A 14,988-nucleotide genomic window follows, 5' to 3' on the forward strand; every position below is an offset into this window, starting at 1 on the left:
ACCACAGCAGCCCGGAGACCCCGGCCGCCGATCTATACACCGCGCGTATACACCCCGTGTATAGTCGCGCCATGTCCATCGGCCACACCCTGCTCGGCCTCCTGGAGGCCGGCCCGCGCCACGGCTACGACCTCAAGCGCGCCTTCGACGAGACCTTCGGCCACGACCGCCCCCTCGCCTACGGGCAGGTCTACTCGACCATGTCCCGGCTCCTGAAGAACGGCCTCGTCGAGGTCGAGGGGATCGAGAGCGGCGGCGGCCCCGACCGCAAGCGGTACGCCATCACCGACGCCGGCATCACCGACGTCGAGCACTGGCTCTCCCAGCCCGAGAAGCCCGAGCCGTACCTCCAGTCGACCCTGTACACCAAGGTGGTCCTGGCCCTGCTCACCCACCGCAGCGCCGACGGGCTCCTGGACACCCAGCGCGCCGAGCACCTGCGGCTCATGCGCATCCTGACCCAGCGCAAGCGCAAGGGGGACATCGCCGACCAGCTGGTCTGCGACCACGCCCTGTTCCACCTGGAGGCCGACCTGCGCTGGCTGGAGCTCACCGCCGCCCGCCTCGACCAGCTCGCCCGTGAGGTACGCCGATGACCCCCGCCGGCACCCTGCTCTCCGCCGCCGGCCTGCACAAGGCGTACGGGTCCACCAAGGCCCTCGACGGCGCGGAGTTCTCCATCCACCCCGGCGAGGTCGTCGCCGTCATGGGGCCCTCCGGCTCCGGCAAGTCGACGCTGCTGCACTGCCTCGCCGGGATCGTCACCCCCGACTCCGGCAGCGTCACCTACGCCGGCCGCGAGCTGTCCTCGATGGACGACGCCGAACGCAGCGCCCTGCGCCGCGGCGAGTTCGGCTTCGTCTTCCAGTTCGGCCAGCTGGTCCCCGAACTGACCTGCGTCGAGAACGTGGCGCTGCCGCTGCGCCTGGCCGGGACCAGGCGCAAGGAGGCGGAGCGGACCGCGCTGCGCTGGATGGAGCGGCTCCAGGTCGAGGACCTCGGGGCCAAGCGCCCCGGCGAGATAAGCGGCGGGCAGGGCCAGCGGGTGGCCGTGGCGCGGGCCCTGGTCGGCGGACCCCGGGTGATCTTCGCGGACGAGCCCACGGGCGCCCTGGACTCCCTCAACGGCGAACTGGTGATGCAGCTGCTCACCGAGGCCGCCCGGTCCGCGAACGCCGCCGTCGTCCTCGTCACGCACGAGACCCGCGTCGCCGCGTACTCCGACCGCGAGATCGTCATGCGCGACGGCCGCTCCCGCGACATGGAGCGGATCGTATGAGCGCTCCCGGCACGGCCCGGGCCTGGTCCCGGGACCTCGCCATGGGCGCCCGCTTCGCCCTCGGCGGCGGCCGCGAGGGGTGGCTGCGCACGCTGTTCACCGGCGTGGGCGTCGGCCTCGGCGTGGCGCTGCTGCTCATCAGTACGGCGGTCCCCGGCGCGCTCACCGCCCGCGACGAGCGCGGCGACGCCCGGTCCACCCGGTCGGCCCCCGAGGCCGCGGCGCCGGGCAGGGACACCCTGCTGATCGGCAGCGCCGACATGAGCTACCGGGGCCGGGACATCGAGGGCCGGCTGCTCCGGCCGGAGGGCCCCGACGCCCCGCTGCCACCCGGCTTGAAGGCCTTCCCGGCCCCCGGCGAGCTGGCCGTCTCGCCCGCCCTGGGCGAGCTGCTGCGCTCCCCCGGCGGCGCGCTGCTGCGCGAACGCCTCAACGGGAAAATCAGTGAAGTCATCGGCGACGCCGGGCTGACCGGCCCGGCCGAACTCGCCTTCTACCAGGGCGCCGACCGGCTCCCGGCACCCGAGCCGGGCGAGTTCCGCGTCCAGCGCGTCACCGGCTTCGCCGACCTCCGGGGGACCCAGCCGCTCAGCCCGGTGCTGATGCTCATCGTCGTGCTGACCATCGTGGCCCTGCTGACGCCGGTCGCCGTGTTCATCGCGGCCGCCGTCCGCTCCGGCGGCGAGCGGCGCGACCTGCGGCTCGCCGCGCTGCGGCTGGTCGGCGCCGACGGCCGGACGGTCCGCCGGATCGCGGCCGGCGAGGCGCTGGTTGGGGCCGCGGCCGGGCTGGTGCTGGGCTCCGCCTTCTTCCTGACCGGCCGCCGGCTGGCCGGCTCCCTCTCGATCGGCGACCGCAGCGTCTTCCCGGCCGACCTCGACCCCTCGCCGCAGCTGGTGGCCCTGGTCGTGCTCGCCGTACCCCTCGCGGCGGTGGCCGTCACCCTGTTCACGCTGCGCGGGGTCGTCATCGAGCCGCTGGGCGTCCTGCGCACCGCCGCGCCGGCCCGGCGCCGCGTCTGGTGGCGGCTGCTGCTGCCGCTGGGCGGGCTCGGCCTGCTCGCGCCGCTGGCGGGCCGGGGTGACGACCACGGTCGGTTCAACGAGTGGCAGGTCACCGGTGGCGTGGCACTGCTGCTGGTGGGGGTCACCGCCCTGCTGCCGTGGCTGCTGGAACGGCTCCTCGGCCGGCTGCGCGGCGGTCCCGTCTCCTGGCAGCTGGCCGTGCGCCGCCTCCAGGTCTCCAGCGGCCCGTCCGTCCGTCTGGTCAACGGCATCGCGGTGGCGGTCGCCGGGGCCATCGCCCTCCAGATGCTCTTCACGGGCACCGAGGGCGAGTTCACCGAGGAGACCGGGCACGACCCGTCCCGGGCGTCGGTGGCGGTCCTGCTGCACAGCGGCACCGAGTCCGGTCTGGAGGCCCTCGGCCGGCGGATCTCCGCGACCCCGGGCGTCACCCGGGCCGTACCGCTGGGCCGGGTCAACGCGGCGCCCAAGGGGTCCGTCCCCGGCGGCCCGGCGGTCCCGGTGACCGTCGGCAGCTGCGAGGCGCTCGCCGAAGTCGCGGAGCTCGGTTCCTGCCAGGACGGCGACGCCTTCGTCCTGGCGGGCGGCCCCCTCGAAGCTCCCGTCCGTCCCGGTGACCGGGTCCTCGCCGGCGACGTCACGCTCTCCGCCGAGGAGTCGGCCGCGGTGGGCGGGAAGACCGCCGAGTGGACCTTCCCGGCCGGTGCGCGAACCGTCCCGGCCCGAGAGGACCCCGTCGGCGTGCTCCGCCACGGCCTGCTGGTCACCCACGCCGCCGCCCCGGAGGACCTGGGGCGCGCCCGGTCCGCGGAGGTCTACGTCCAGCTGGACGACTCCGATCCGGACGCCCTGGAGCGGGTGCGGACGGCCGCGTTCAAGGCGGACCCGTTCGCCACGGCGATGACGCTGCGGTCCACGCAGGAGGACGCCGGCTACGCCCGCATCCGCGTCGGGCTGTTCTTCGGCGCGACGGGGGTGCTGGTCCTGATCGGAACCAGCCTGCTGGTCTCCCAGCTGGAGCAGCTGCGCGAGCGCCGCAGGCTCCTCTCCGCGCTGGTCGCCTTCGGGACCAGGCGTTCCACGCTGACCCTGTCGGTGCTGTGGCAGTCGGCCCTGCCGGTCGCCCTCGGGCTGGCCCTGGCGGCGGCCGTCGGAGTCGGGCTGGGCGCGGTCCTGAGCCGGATGGCCGCCGTCCCGGTCCGCGTCGACTGGACCTCGGTGCTCGCCCTCACCGGCGCCGGGGCCGGGGTGGTCGCCGCGGTCACCCTCCTGTCGCTGCCGCCGCTGCTGCGCATGATGCGCCCGGACGGGCTGCGTACGGAGTAACCGGCGCGCCCCGCTACCGGTGCGGCACGCTTCAGGCGCGCCCCGCCACCGGTGCGGCCCGCCTCAGTCGGTGGGCCACACCGGCAGCGGGCGGACCGCCTCGCGCAGCGCCGCCGCGATGGCCCGGAACTCCTCCTGCCGGGCCGTCCCGCTCCGCATGGCCAGCGCGATCCGGCGCGAGGGGGCCGGCTCGGCGAAGTAGCCCGTCGCCAGGTGCTCGTTGCGGGCCGTCTCCAGCCGCAGCGCGGTGCGCGGCAGCAGGGTCACCCCGAGTCCGCCCGCGACGAGCTGGACGAGCGTGGACAGGCCCGCCGCGGTGGTGGTGACGTCCGCTCCGGCCCCGCGTCCCGCCTCGCGGCAGATGTCCAGGGCCTGGTCGCGCAGGCAGTGCCCCTCGTCGAGCAACAGCAGCTGGAGGCCGCGCAGTTCCTCGCGCGGGATGTCGCGCCGCCCGGCCAGCGGGTGCGCGCGGGGCGCCAGCAGGACGAAGTCCTCGTCGAAGACCGGCAGTTCGGTGACCCCGGGCATGCCCAGGGGCACGGCGAGCAGCAGCAGGTCCAGCCGCCCGCCGGCCAGCCCCTCCAGCAGCGAGGCCGTCTGCTCCTCGTGCACCTGGAGGTCCATCCCGGGGTAGCTGCGATGGAAGAGCCCGAGCACGGTCGGCAGCAGGTAGGGGGCCACCGTCGGGATCACCCCGAGCCGCAGCACCCCGGTGAAGGGGGCCCGTACCGCGTCGGCCTCCTCCAGCAGCCCGCCGAGCGCGTCGAGCACGCCGCGGGCCCGCACCGCGATCCGCTCCCCCGCCGGGGAGAGCAGCACCTTGCGGGTGGTGCGTTCCAGCAGCCGCACCCCGAGGGCCTCCTCCAGCGCGGACACGGCACCGGAGAGCGCGGGCTGGCTCATTCCGATGGCCGCGGCGGCGTCGCGGAAGTGCAGGTGCTCGGCGACCGCCGCGAAGGCGCGCAGCTGCGCCAGCGTCGGCTGCTTCGGTCCTCTACTACTGACAGCCACTGATAGGTACCTCCGATCACCCACCACAAGAGTAGCTATTTCCGTAATCAATGCTGCTGTGCCAGCATGTGAGATCCGTCCAACCCCTTCGGAAAGCCCCCAAAAGGGTCACTTTCCATTCCGCAAGGAGTGAGTGTGCTCACTGTCGGTGACAAGTTCCCCGCCTACGATCTGACCGCCTGCGTCTCCCTCGAGGCCGACAAGCAGTTCGCGCAGATCGACCACAAGTCCTACGAGGGCAAGTGGCGCGTGGTGTTTTTCTGGCCTGCCGACTTCACCTTCGTCTGCCCGACCGAGATCGCCGCGTTCGGCAAGCTGAACGACGAGTTCGCCGACCGCGACGCGCAGGTCCTCGGCGTCTCCGGCGACTCCGAGTACGTCCACCACGCCTGGCGCAAGGACCACGCCGACCTGCGTGACCTGCCCTTCCCGATGCTGGCCGACGTCAAGCACGAGCTGATGCAGGCCTGCGGCGTCGAGGGCGAGGACGGCTTCGCCAAGCGCGCCGTCTTCATCGTGGACCCGAACAACGAGATCCAGTTCGCCATGGTGACCGCCGGCTCCGTGGGCCGTAACCCCAAGGAGGTCCTGCGGGTCCTCGACGCCCTGCAGACCGACGAGCTGTGCCCCTGCAACTGGAACAAGGGCGACAGCACCCTGGACGCCGGCGCCCTGCTGGCCGGTGAGTGACGGATGTCCCTCGACACCCTGAAGTCGGCCATACCGGACTTCGCGAAGGACCTGAAGCTGAACCTGGGTTCGGTCATCGGGAACCAGGACACCCTCACCCAGCAGCAGCTGTGGGGCACCGTCCTGTCCTGCGCGATCGCCGCCCGCTCCCCGCGGGTCCTGCGTGAGCTGGAGCCGGAGGCCAAGGCCGCGCTGTCCCCGGAGGCGTACACCGCCGCCAAGTCCGCCGCGGCGGTCATGGCGATGAACAACGTCTTCTACCGGACGCGCCACCTGCTCTCCGACCCGGAGTACGGCACGCTGCGCGCGGGCCTGCGGATGAACGTCATCGGCAACCCGGGCGTGGAGAAGGTCGACTTCGAGCTGTGGTCGCTCGCGGTCTCCGCGATCAACGGCTGCGGCCAGTGCCTGGACTCGCACGAGCAGGTCCTGCGCAAGGCGGGCGTCGGCCGTGAGACGGTCCAGGAGGCCTTCAAGATCGCCTCGGTGATCCAGGCCGTCGCCGTCACCCTCGACGCCGAAGCGGCCCTCGCCGCCGAGTAGTCACCCGTACGGGTATTCCTGTGCGTCACCGTGCCCCCGCCGCCCCGAAGGGCGGCGGGGGCACGGCGCTTCCCGGCGGGTCACCTCACGCGCAGCCGGGCCATCAGGGCCCGCATGTCCTCGGCCATCGCCGCCTTGACCGCGTCCACGTCGAGCCCGGTGCCCTCCTCGCCCGTCCGCCACCACCGGATCCGGATCGTGAGGACCGCCCCGCCGTCGAGGACCTGGAGCCGGGGCCCGGACTCCTCCCCGGAGAACACCGCCCGCTCCCCCAGGCCGGGGACCTCCTCCCGCTCCACGGACGGGGAGCGCAGGTCCTCGTTGAGGCTGGGCCCCCAGCCGAACTCCGCCTCGGGATCCGTCACGCGGTGCAGCTCGACCAGGACCCGCGCGTCGTGGGTGAAGGGTTCGTCCCCCCGCCCCCCGACGGAGAAGCAGTGCGACCAGTCCAGCGCGGCGCTCTCGCCATGGCTCGGCATGCCCACGCCCAGGTCCCCGGCGACCGCGCCGACCGCCTTCAGCGGTGTCTCCGCGCACAGCTGTTCGCTGTGCCGGTACCGGACGGGCGGCCCGGCGGCGGAGTGACGTTCCTGTACCGCCAGCGTCCCCGCCCACGCGGCGGAGGCCAGCGCGGCCCCGCCCAGCGCCCACGGCCAGCGGGCGCGCGGGCGGCTCTCCCGGCGCTCCGGCGGCTCCGCGAACTCCGCGGGCGGGCGGTCGGCCCACTCCCCTCCGAGCTCAGGCTCGCTGATCATCGCCGGCCTCCACGCCGGCGGCATCCACCGCCGTGGCCCCGTGCGGGCCGGGACCGGTGGAGACGGCCCCGAGTTGCCGTTCGCGCGAATAGGCCCTCAGGTAGACCACCACCGTGTTGGTGACGGCCACCAGCGGCACCGCGACGACCGCCCCGCCGATGCCCGCGATCATCCCGCCGGCCGCCACCGCGAGCACCACCGCGAGCGGGTGGACCCGTACGGCCCGGCCGAGGATGAAGGGCTGGAGGACGTGCCCCTCGATCTGCTGGACCGCCAGCACCACGCCCAGCACCGCCAGGGCGATCACCGGCCCCTGGGTCACCAGCGCCACGACCACCGCTAGGGCGCCGGAGATCACGGCGCCGACGAGCGGGATGAAGGCGAACAGGAAGATGAACACGGCCAGCGGCACGGCCATCGTGACGTCGAGGAAGTACAGGCCGAGGCCGATGAACACGGCGTCGATCAGCGCGACGAGCACCGTGCCGCGCACGTACGCGGTCAGCGTGCGCCAGGCGCGCGGACCCGCGCCCGCGACCCCGGGACGGGCGGCGGCCGGGACGAGGCCCAGCACCCAAGTCCAGATGTTCTTGCCGTCGTAGAGCAGGAAGAGCGTCGAGAACATCGCGAGCAGCATGCCCGTCATCACCTCGACGAGGACCGTCACGCCTTGGAGGCCGGCGGAGGTGATCTCCTCGGTGTTGGTGCCGATGGTCTCGCTGAGGTTCTTCGCGATGTCGTTGATCTGCTTCTCGGTCACGTGGAACGGGCTGTCCAGTGCCCACGTCTTGAGCTCGTTGATGCCCTCGCGGAGGCGGTTGGAGAGGTCGTCGAGGTTCTCCATGACCTGCCAGACCACGAACCAGCCGACCAGCCCGATGACGACGAAGCCGAGGATCGCGGTGACGGCCGTGGCCAGCCCGCGCGGCAGGCCGAGCCGGCGCAGCCGCACCACGAACGGCTGGAGCAGCGCGGTCACCAGCAGGGCGGCCGCGAAGGCGAGCACGACCAGGCGGACTTCGCTGATCACCCTCATCAGCACCCAGACCATGCCCGCGAGCAGCAGCAGCCGCCAGCTCGCCTCGGCGGCGACCCGCACGCCCCACGGGATGACGGTCACCGGCTCGGGCCGCTGGGGCGGCGGCACCGCCCCGGCCGCGCCGGGTGCCGCGCCGCCCGGCACCGGCGCGGCCACGGGGGAGGCGGGCAGCGGCGCTTCGCCGGCGACCTCGGCCTCGACCTCGGCCCGCCGTTCGTGCAGGGCCGCTTCCATCCGGCTCAGTCTGCTGCCGAGCTGGCCGAGCCAGCCTGCCCTCTTCGCCATGTCGTTCCTTTCCCCCCGCCCAGCGGTGACACCTCGCACGACCGTACACGCGCGGAACCCCGCACCGTCGGACGGTGCGGGGTTCCCCGAGGTTGTGCGCGGGCCCTGTGCCGAAGCTTTGGACGGGCCTAGTACCAGCCGTTGGCCTGGTGGAAGCTCCAGGCGCTGCACGGGCTGCCGTAGCGCTCGTTCATGTAGCCGAGGCCCCACTTGATCTGGGTGGCCGGGTTGGTGCGCCAGTCGGAGCCGGCCGAGGCCATCTTCGAACCGGGGAGCGCCTGGACCAGACCGTAGGCCCCCGAGGAGGAGTTGACGGCCTTGTAGTTCCAGGTGGATTCCTGGTTGATGATGTTGGAGAAGCACTGGAACTGGCCCGCGGGGACCAGCTGCCGGGCGATCTCCTTGACCTGGGCGACCGTGTAGGAGCCCTGGACCGGGAAGTCACCGGCGTCGCGGGCGGCGGAGCGGCTGGCGATCTCGCCCTGCTCCTCGCGCTGCTCCTTGAGCTTGGCGTCGGCCTCCGCCTTCTTCGCCTGCTCCGCCTTCTCGGCTTCCGCCTTCTTGGACTTGGCGTCCTCGGCGGCCTGGATGCGGGCGGCTTCCTCCGCCGAGCGCTTGGCGTCGGTGTCGGCGGCGTGGGCGATGCTGTCGGCCTGCTGCGCCAGGGTGCCGCTCTGGACCTGGGCCTGCTCGCCGACGGGGATGTCGGTGAGGAGAGTCGCGCCGGAAGCGGTCGTCTCGAGGTCGTTCGAGGAGGCGTCGCCAGTGGCGACGCCCACGACTGCGCCGACGGTGGTGACCGCGGTGGCCGAAGCCACTGCGAACCCCCGGACCGAGATCCGGCTCACACGGTGTCCTTCCAGCAGCGTCCGCAGTGACCGCGCGGTCGCAAGAGTGCCCCCTCGACACTGGTCTCCGGGGTGATGAGGTCACTGGAGACACGGGCCCGTGGGCAACTCCCTTGCGGGGGCTGCCGGCTGTACCGGGCGGCATACGGACATCGGCTGTGGAGTTGTGGTGCGCATCCCACGAGGGATACAGGTGTGCCGTATGCGGGGCCTGACGGAAAACAGACTCTGCCGGACCTCGACGCCGCAGGGCAATTCCGCGTTGCGTGGGAAAGGTCACACCTGTGATGTCCCCGTTGTTTTCGGAAAACACCTGTGCAGCAGGACGCCGCCCGGCTAGGCTCCTCCGCCTTGCCGGACGGCGCCAACCGACCGTCCCGGTATGGGGGTTTTGGCCCCTTCCCTCCTTAGAGGTTCTCCAGCATCTCCGTCACCAGTGCGGCGATCGGGGAGCGCTCGGAGCGGGTCAGCGTCACGTGGGCGAAGAGCGGATGCCCCTTCAGCTTCTCAACGACGGCGACCACTCCGTCGTACCGGCCGACCCGCAGATTGTCGCGCTGGGCCACGTCATGGGTCAGGACGACCCTCGAATTGGCCCCGATGCGGGACAGGACGGTCAACAGGACGTTGCGCTCCAGGGACTGGGCCTCGTCCACGATGACGAACGCGTCGTGCAGCGAGCGGCCCCGGATGTGCGTGAGCGGCAGGACCTCCAGCATCCCCCGCCCCAGCACTTCTTCGATGACCTCGCGCCCGGCGACCGCCGAGAGGGTGTCGAAGACCGCCTGGGCCCAGGGGCTCATCTTCTCGGTCTGGTCGCCCGGCAGGTAGCCGAGCTCCTGCCCGCCCACCGCGTACAGCGGGCGGAAGACCATGACCTTCTGATGCTGCCTCCGCTCCAGCACGGCCTCCAGGCCCGCGCACAGCGCCAGCGCCGACTTCCCGGTACCGGCCCGGCCGCCCATCGAGATGATCCCGATCTCCGGGTCGAGCAGCAGGTCCAGGGCGATGCGCTGCTCGGCGCTGCGGCCGTGCAGCCCGAAGGCCTCGCGGTCGCCGCGTACGAGCTTCACGTTGCCGTCGGCCGTGACCCGGCCCAGGGCCTTGCCGCGCTCGGACTGGAGGATCAGCCCGGTGTGCACGGGCAGGTCCGTGGCCTCCGGTACGTGGAGCCGTTCCTCGGAGTAGAGGAGGTCCACCTGCTCCCCCGAGAGGGCGAGCTCGCTCATGCCGGTCCACCCGGCGTCGGTGATCGCGAGTTCCGCGCGGTACTCCTCGGCGAGCAGGCCCACGGAGGAGGCCTTGATGCGCAGCGGGAGGTCCTTCGAGACGACCGTGACGTCGTAGCCCTCGGCCTGGAGGTTGCGGGCGACCGCGAGGATCCGCGAGTCGTTGTCCCCGAGCCGGAAGCCCGCCGGCAGGACACCGGGGTCGGAGTGGTTGAGCTCGACGCGCAGGCTGCCGCCCAGATCGCCCAGCGGGATGGGGGCGTCGAGGCGACCGTAGCGGACCCGGAAATCGTCGAGCAGGCGCAGGGCCTGACGGGCGAAGTAGCCGAGTTCGGGATGGTGCCTCTTGGCCTCCAACTCGGTGATCACCACGATCGGGAGCACGACCTCGTGCTCGTCGAACCGGGAGAACGCGTTGGGGTCTGCCAGCAGGACGCTGGTGTCGAGGACGTAGGTCCGCCTGTCGGGCAGGCGGCGCTTTGTGCTGGTCACCACGGAAGGACGTACCCCCTCGGAAGAGGTCGGGCCATGAAGACCGGACCGGTCATCGGCGCCAGTGCCAGGGCCGAATTCCGGCCCTCCAATCCGTCCGTGCGAACCGCACGCGCGTCCTGGTGCAAAGGGCCTCCCGGGCGGACGGCCCTGTGCCGTCCGCTGAGACTCGACACCCGTGGATCGGGCGTCGACCTGCCTGGGTTATGCCCTCGAACGAGCGCCGCCATGCCATGGCATATGACGGACGCTCGGTGAATCCCAGGTGAAGGGTTCGCGCGCGGGACGGACGGGGCCGAGGGGGCGTCAGCCGCTTCCCGTCAGGTGCCGTACCGCCGGTGGCGGGCGGCGTAGTCGCGCAGGGCGCGCAGGAAGTCGACCTTGCGGAAGGCCGGCCAGAAGACCTCGCAGAAGTAGTACTCGGAGTGCGCGCTCTGCCACAGCATGAATCCGGACAGCCGCTGCTCGCCGCTGGTGCGGATCACCAGGTCGGGGTCGGGCTGGCCGCGGGTGTAGAGGTGCTCCGCGATGTGGTCGATGTCCAGGACCTCGGCGAGTTCCTCGAAGGAGGTGCCCTTCTCGGCGTGCTCCAGGAGGAGCGAACGGACCGCGTCGGCGATCTCCTGGCGGCCGCCGTAGCCCACCGCGACGTTGACCAGTATCCCGTCGACGTCGTGGGTGGCCTGCTCGGCCTCCTTCAGCACCGTCTGGGTCCGCGCGGGCAGGATGTCCAGGTTGCCCACGTGGTGGACGCGCCAGCGGCCGTCCTCGGCGAGGCCCCGGACCGTGTTCTCGATGATGTTGAGCAGGGGCCGGAGCTCGACCTCCGGCCGGTCCAGGTTGTCCGTGGAGAGCATCCACAGCGTGACGACCTCGACGTCCGTCTCGGTGCACCACCCGAGCATCTCGGAGATCTTGTCGGCGCCGGCCTGGTGGCCCTGCACCGTCGTGCCTCCGGACGCCTTGGCCCAGCGCCTGTTCCCGTCCAGGATGACGCCGATGTGCTTGGGCGACGCGTCATGGTCGAGGCGGCCTTCCACCCGGCGTGCATAGAGCCTGTACACCAGGTCGCGCAGCTTCACGATCTTCGAGCCCCTCCGTGCAATGCCCCCGTGCCAATTGCGGTCTCCCCCGAGTCCGCCACATTACTGCGCGGCGGGATCGGGTACCCAACTCGGTCGGTCAGACCTACGTGATAGCAAGGACATCGTGACTGATAACAATCCCTATCGGGCAGAGCCTTCGCGCTATGACTCCATGCCCTACCGCCGCACGGGCCGCAGTGGCCTCAAGCTCCCCGCGATCTCCCTCGGCCTCTGGCACAACTTCGGGGACGACCGGTCCCTGGAGTCCCAGCGAGCCATCCTGCGCCGCGCCTTCGACCTCGGCGTGACCCACTTCGACCTGGCCAACAACTACGGCCCGCCGCCCGGTTCGGCCGAGCTGAACTTCGGGAAGGTCTTCGCCGCGGACTTCGCGCGGTACCGCGAGGAGCTGGTGCTCTCCACGAAGGCCGGCTACCTCATGCACCCCGGCCCGTACGGCGAATGGGGCAGCCGCAAGTACCTGCTGGGCTCGCTGGACGCCTCGCTGAAGCGGATGGGCGTGGACTACGTCGACGTCTTCTACTCGCACCGCTTCGACCCGCACACCCCGCTGGAGGAGACCATGGGCGCGCTCGCGTCCGCGGTCCAGCAGGGGAAGGCGCTGTACGTGGGCGTGTCCTCGTACACGGCGGAGCAGACGGCGCGGGCCGCGCGGATCCTGACGGACATGGGCGTGCGCCCTCTGATCCACCAGCCCTCGTACTCCATGATCAACCGCTGGACGGAGGAGGACGGGCTGCTGGACACCCTGGAGGAGGCCGGCATGGGCTGCATCTCCTTCGCGCCGCTCGCGCAGGGCCTGCTGACCGGCAAGTACCTCCAGGGCATCCCGGAGGGCTCGCGCGCCAGCCAGGGCAAGTCGCTGAACCCGTCGCTGCTCTCGCAGGACGTGGTCCGCCGGCTCACGGGGCTGAACGAGATCGCGGCCCGGCGCGGCCAGTCGCTGGCCCAGCTCGCGCTGACGTGGGTGCTGCGCGACGACCGGATGACCTCCGCGCTGATCGGCGCGTCGAGCGTCCGGCAGCTGGAGGAGAACGTCGCCGCGCTGGCCGGAGCACCGCTCACGGAGCAGGAACTGAAGGAGATCGACTCCTTCGCGGTTTCCACCCCCGGCACCAACATCTGGGCCCAGCGCGGCTGACCTGCGCTTTTGGCCCGAGGGTGCGGAGAACGGAAAACGGGCCGGTCCGTGGGGGGGATACGGACCGGCCCGAGGGGGGGGTTCCACCATAACCCTTCGTAAAGCGTCCTGCGTGCATCGGCGCAAGATGATTACGCTCCGAATCCGCCCAGCAACACTCCAGTGAGGGCTCCGGCGGCCATGAAGGGGCCGAAGGCGAAGCCCTGGTCACGGCCCGCCCGGCCGCTCAGCACCAGGCCGAGGCCGTACAGGGCGCCATAGAGCAGCCCCAGGAAGGCCCCCGCCGCCCATACCCCCCACCCGTACCACCCAAGAGGGACCCCCAGGGCGAGCGCCAGCTTGACGTCGCCGAGGCCCATGCCCGCCGGGTTGATCAGGAAGAGCACGAGGTACGAGGCCCCGAGCGCGAGCCCGCCCAGCAGCGCGAGCCGCCACGACCCGGCGGCGCCCGGCAGCAGCGCGGCCGCCCCGAGCAGTGCGGCGCAGACCGCGGCCAGGGGCAGGGTCAGCACGTCGGGCAGCCGGTGCACCGCGAGGTCGACCAGGGCCAGCAGCACCAGCACCGGTGCCAGCGCGACGAACACCGCCGCCTCGGGCCGGGCCCCCACGGCCGCCCCGAGCGCGGCGCACACCCCGCCGGTGAGGACGGCGAGGCGGCCCGCGCGGGGCCCGTAGCCGGGCGCGGGCCCCAGCCAGCCGGCCAGCGGCCGCCCCCGCGGGCAGTGGCCCCGCCAGGGCTCCCCCGGCTCCACCGACAGCCGGTACGCGGCGCGGGGCAGAGCCAGGCCGGCGGCCGCGCCGTACGCCGCGGCGGGGATGATCACGAGTGCGCCCATCCAGCCGACGGTAGGCCGCCGCGCGGCGACGCGGATGGGCCCCAGGACCCCATCGGGGGACGGCCCTTAGGGTGACCCGCATGGCGCACTGGCAGGACGGTCCCGGCACCCTCCGCATCGGCACGGCGGCGATCCCCCTGGAGGTCGCCGCCTCCTACCGGGCCCGCACCCGCGGGCTGCTCGGCCGCGACGGCGTCGACGGGGCGCTGCTGCTGACCCCGGCGGGGAGCGTGCACACCTTCGGGATGCGGTTCGCGATCGACGTGGCGTACCTCGACCGCCGGATGCGCGTGATCGCGCTGACCACCATGCCCCCGGGCCGCCTGGGCCTGCCGCGGCTGCGCTCGCGGCACGTGCTGGAGGCCGGGGCGGGGGCCATGTCGGGCTGGGGCCTGGCCGTGGGGAGCGTGGTGGCCGTCTCGACTCGGACTGGGTGAGGCGCCGCGCGGGCGGTAGGTTGGGGCGGTTGAGCTGGGGTCTCAGGGGAGCGGCATGACGGAGAACGCGCGGATCAAGGCGCTTGAGCAGATCATGCCGGCGACGCACGGCGCCGACGAGGACATCGACTGGCAGACGGCCGAGGCGGTTTGGGGGACCCGGTTCCCGGCGGACTACGTGGCCTTCATGGGGCGCTTCGGCGCCGGCTCCATCAACGGCGAGGCCGGCATCCTGCTGCCGCTGCCCAAGCCCGGACTCCAGTGGGACCCGGCGGAGATGGCCGAGGAGACCGCCAACGCCCGGCAGGCGTGGGAGGCGGGGGGCGGCCGGGCCGCCTTCGACGTGGACCCGGAGTCGATCATCGCCTGGGGGGTCACCGCGGGCGCCGACATCCTGTGCTGGCTCACCACCGACCCCGACCCCGACCGGTGGCCGGTGCTGGTCGCGGGCCGGCACACCGCCGACGCCTTCGCCGTCTACCCGTACGGCATGGCCGAATTCCTGCTGCGGCTGTGCTCGGACGAGTTCGACGTGAGCCCCGTCGGCATCACCTTCTGGGACGGCGGCCACCTCAGCTTCGTGCACTGGCGCAAGGCCCAGCGCCGCTGGCAGGAGGGCCGCAACCCGGAGACGGGCGAGCCCGATCCCTACGCCGGCGACTTCGCCGACTAGGCCCCCGGCCGGCACGCGCCGCCGGAAAAGCACCCCAGCCCGTTTCCCTGCCGGAAACGGGCTTTTCCGTATGTCTACGCGCGTCCGCCGGGGAGCCCCATATCGGAAAACACAAATGGGAAAAGCAATGGTTGGAGCAACCGACACAACTGCCTACCCGATGGAATCGAACCCACCGCCTTCAGGAGAGAATTCCGGCCAGACGGGCCACGGCGGGACACCCCAGCCCGGAGCAACTTATAAGTAACAACGGGACTCAAAAGAAAATCAGGG

15 protein-coding genes are annotated in these 14,988 nt (G+C 72.3%); 8 read left to right on the forward strand and 7 right to left on the reverse strand.

All coding sequences use genetic code 11. The features are described 5' to 3' along the window. Positions 1 to 71 precede the first annotated feature (71 nt). From ACFY7H_RS06965 to ACFY7H_RS06975, 3 genes are read left to right on the forward strand one after another with little or no spacing between them, the layout of a single operon-like run. Positions 72 to 596, forward strand: coding sequence for a PadR family transcriptional regulator (locus tag ACFY7H_RS06965; protein WP_388934221.1), 525 nt, complete (start codon positions 72 to 74; stop codon positions 594 to 596). Further along, positions 593 to 1,279 (forward strand): ABC transporter ATP-binding protein, encoded by a 687-nt coding sequence (locus tag ACFY7H_RS06970; protein ID WP_388934224.1) that lies wholly within the window; start codon positions 593 to 595, stop codon positions 1,277 to 1,279. The genes ACFY7H_RS06965 and ACFY7H_RS06970 overlap by 4 nt, the downstream gene beginning before the upstream one ends. Continuing rightward, positions 1,276 to 3,630 (forward strand): FtsX-like permease family protein, encoded by a 2,355-nt coding sequence (locus ACFY7H_RS06975; RefSeq protein WP_388934226.1) that lies wholly within the window; start codon positions 1,276 to 1,278, stop codon positions 3,628 to 3,630. Before ACFY7H_RS06970 ends, ACFY7H_RS06975 begins: the two co-directional genes overlap by 4 nt. Before the next feature lie 63 nt (positions 3,631 to 3,693). On the opposite strand, the gene ACFY7H_RS06980 is transcribed toward ACFY7H_RS06975, so the two are convergent. Beyond that, complete coding sequence (locus ACFY7H_RS06980) at positions 3,694 to 4,641, reverse strand: hydrogen peroxide-inducible genes activator (protein WP_388934229.1); 948 nt, start codon at positions 4,639 to 4,641, stop codon at positions 3,694 to 3,696. 135 nt (positions 4,642 to 4,776) lie between these two features. On the opposite strand from ACFY7H_RS06980, the gene ACFY7H_RS06985 reads away from it, so the two are divergent. Further along, complete coding sequence (locus ACFY7H_RS06985) at positions 4,777 to 5,331, forward strand: peroxiredoxin (RefSeq protein WP_388934231.1); 555 nt, start codon at positions 4,777 to 4,779, stop codon at positions 5,329 to 5,331. 3 nt (positions 5,332 to 5,334) lie between these two features. After that, the gene (locus tag ACFY7H_RS06990) at positions 5,335 to 5,874 is read left to right on the forward strand and encodes an alkyl hydroperoxide reductase (RefSeq protein WP_388934233.1); all 540 of its coding nucleotides are present in this window, start codon (positions 5,335 to 5,337) and stop codon (positions 5,872 to 5,874) included. Between the two features lie 80 nt (positions 5,875 to 5,954). Here the strand turns inward: ACFY7H_RS06990 and ACFY7H_RS06995 are convergent, their stop codons facing one another. The 5 genes from ACFY7H_RS06995 to ACFY7H_RS07015 form a co-directional block, all read right to left on the reverse strand. Next, positions 5,955 to 6,629 (reverse strand): hypothetical protein, encoded by a 675-nt coding sequence (locus tag ACFY7H_RS06995; protein WP_388934235.1) that lies wholly within the window; start codon positions 6,627 to 6,629, stop codon positions 5,955 to 5,957. Beyond that, a complete protein-coding gene (locus tag ACFY7H_RS07000; RefSeq protein WP_388934237.1) occupies positions 6,613 to 7,953 on the reverse strand; it encodes an AI-2E family transporter in 1,341 nt (446 codons plus the stop codon). Before ACFY7H_RS07000 ends, ACFY7H_RS06995 begins: the two co-directional genes overlap by 17 nt. Positions 7,954 to 8,081: 128 nt before the next feature. After that, entirely contained in the window at positions 8,082 to 8,801 is a 720-nt protein-coding gene (locus ACFY7H_RS07005; RefSeq protein WP_388934239.1) for a transglycosylase SLT domain-containing protein, read from the reverse strand. Positions 8,802 to 9,208: 407 nt separating this feature from the next. Further along, positions 9,209 to 10,525, reverse strand: a complete 1,317-nt coding sequence (locus ACFY7H_RS07010) for a PhoH family protein (protein ID WP_388934241.1) — start codon at positions 10,523 to 10,525, stop codon at positions 9,209 to 9,211. Positions 10,526 to 10,842: 317 nt separating this feature from the next. Continuing rightward, positions 10,843 to 11,604 carry an isoprenyl transferase gene (locus tag ACFY7H_RS07015; RefSeq protein ID WP_388934243.1) on the reverse strand — a complete coding sequence of 254 codons (762 nt, stop codon included), beginning with the start codon at positions 11,602 to 11,604 and terminating at the stop codon, positions 10,843 to 10,845. A 127-nt stretch (positions 11,605 to 11,731) separates the two neighbouring features. On the opposite strand from ACFY7H_RS07015, the gene mgrA reads away from it, so the two are divergent. Next, positions 11,732 to 12,769 (forward strand): L-glyceraldehyde 3-phosphate reductase, encoded by a 1,038-nt coding sequence (mgrA, locus tag ACFY7H_RS07020; protein ID WP_388934246.1) that lies wholly within the window; start codon positions 11,732 to 11,734, stop codon positions 12,767 to 12,769. Between the two features lie 131 nt (positions 12,770 to 12,900). Here mgrA and ACFY7H_RS07025 read toward each other — a convergent pair whose 3' ends face one another. Beyond that, the gene (locus tag ACFY7H_RS07025; protein WP_388934248.1) at positions 12,901 to 13,605 is read right to left on the reverse strand and encodes a prepilin peptidase; all 705 of its coding nucleotides are present in this window, start codon (positions 13,603 to 13,605) and stop codon (positions 12,901 to 12,903) included. 80 nt (positions 13,606 to 13,685) lie between these two features. Here ACFY7H_RS07025 and ACFY7H_RS07030 point away from each other — a divergent pair, with 80 nt between their 5' ends. Both ACFY7H_RS07030 and ACFY7H_RS07035 read left to right on the forward strand, forming a co-directional pair. After that, positions 13,686 to 14,042 carry a DUF192 domain-containing protein gene (locus ACFY7H_RS07030; RefSeq protein ID WP_388934251.1) on the forward strand — a complete coding sequence of 119 codons (357 nt, stop codon included), beginning with the start codon at positions 13,686 to 13,688 and terminating at the stop codon, positions 14,040 to 14,042. Positions 14,043 to 14,097: 55 nt separating this feature from the next. Then, on the forward strand, positions 14,098 to 14,715 hold the full coding sequence (locus ACFY7H_RS07035; RefSeq protein ID WP_388934254.1) for an SMI1/KNR4 family protein: 618 nt from the start codon (positions 14,098 to 14,100) through the stop codon (positions 14,713 to 14,715). Positions 14,716 to 14,988: the final 273 nt, after the last annotated feature.

The organism is Streptomyces sp. NPDC012794 (assembly GCF_042901085.1).
GTDB lineage: Bacteria > Actinomycetota > Actinomycetes > Streptomycetales > Streptomycetaceae > Streptomyces.

What these genes read in the sequence shown, in the direction of transcription:
- ACFY7H_RS06965 (WP_388934221.1), top strand. Translation starts at nt 72, where the DNA reads ATGTCCATCGGCCACACCCTGCTCGGCCTCCTGGAGGCCGGCCCGCGC.
- ACFY7H_RS06970 (WP_388934224.1), top strand. Translation starts at nt 593, where the DNA reads ATGACCCCCGCCGGCACCCTGCTCTCCGCCGCCGGCCTGCACAAGGCG.
- ACFY7H_RS06975 (WP_388934226.1), top strand. Translation starts at nt 1,276, where the DNA reads ATGAGCGCTCCCGGCACGGCCCGGGCCTGGTCCCGGGACCTCGCCATG.
- ACFY7H_RS06990 (WP_388934233.1), top strand. Translation starts at nt 5,335, where the DNA reads ATGTCCCTCGACACCCTGAAGTCGGCCATACCGGACTTCGCGAAGGAC.
- ACFY7H_RS06995 (WP_388934235.1), bottom strand. Translation starts at nt 6,629, where the DNA reads ATGATCAGCGAGCCTGAGCTCGGAGGGGAGTGGGCCGACCGCCCGCCC.
- ACFY7H_RS07000 (WP_388934237.1), bottom strand. Translation starts at nt 7,953, where the DNA reads ATGGCGAAGAGGGCAGGCTGGCTCGGCCAGCTCGGCAGCAGACTGAGC.
- ACFY7H_RS07025 (WP_388934248.1), bottom strand. Translation starts at nt 13,605, where the DNA reads ATGGGCGCACTCGTGATCATCCCCGCCGCGGCGTACGGCGCGGCCGCC.
- ACFY7H_RS07030 (WP_388934251.1), top strand. Translation starts at nt 13,686, where the DNA reads ATGGCGCACTGGCAGGACGGTCCCGGCACCCTCCGCATCGGCACGGCG.
- ACFY7H_RS07035 (WP_388934254.1), top strand. Translation starts at nt 14,098, where the DNA reads ATGACGGAGAACGCGCGGATCAAGGCGCTTGAGCAGATCATGCCGGCG.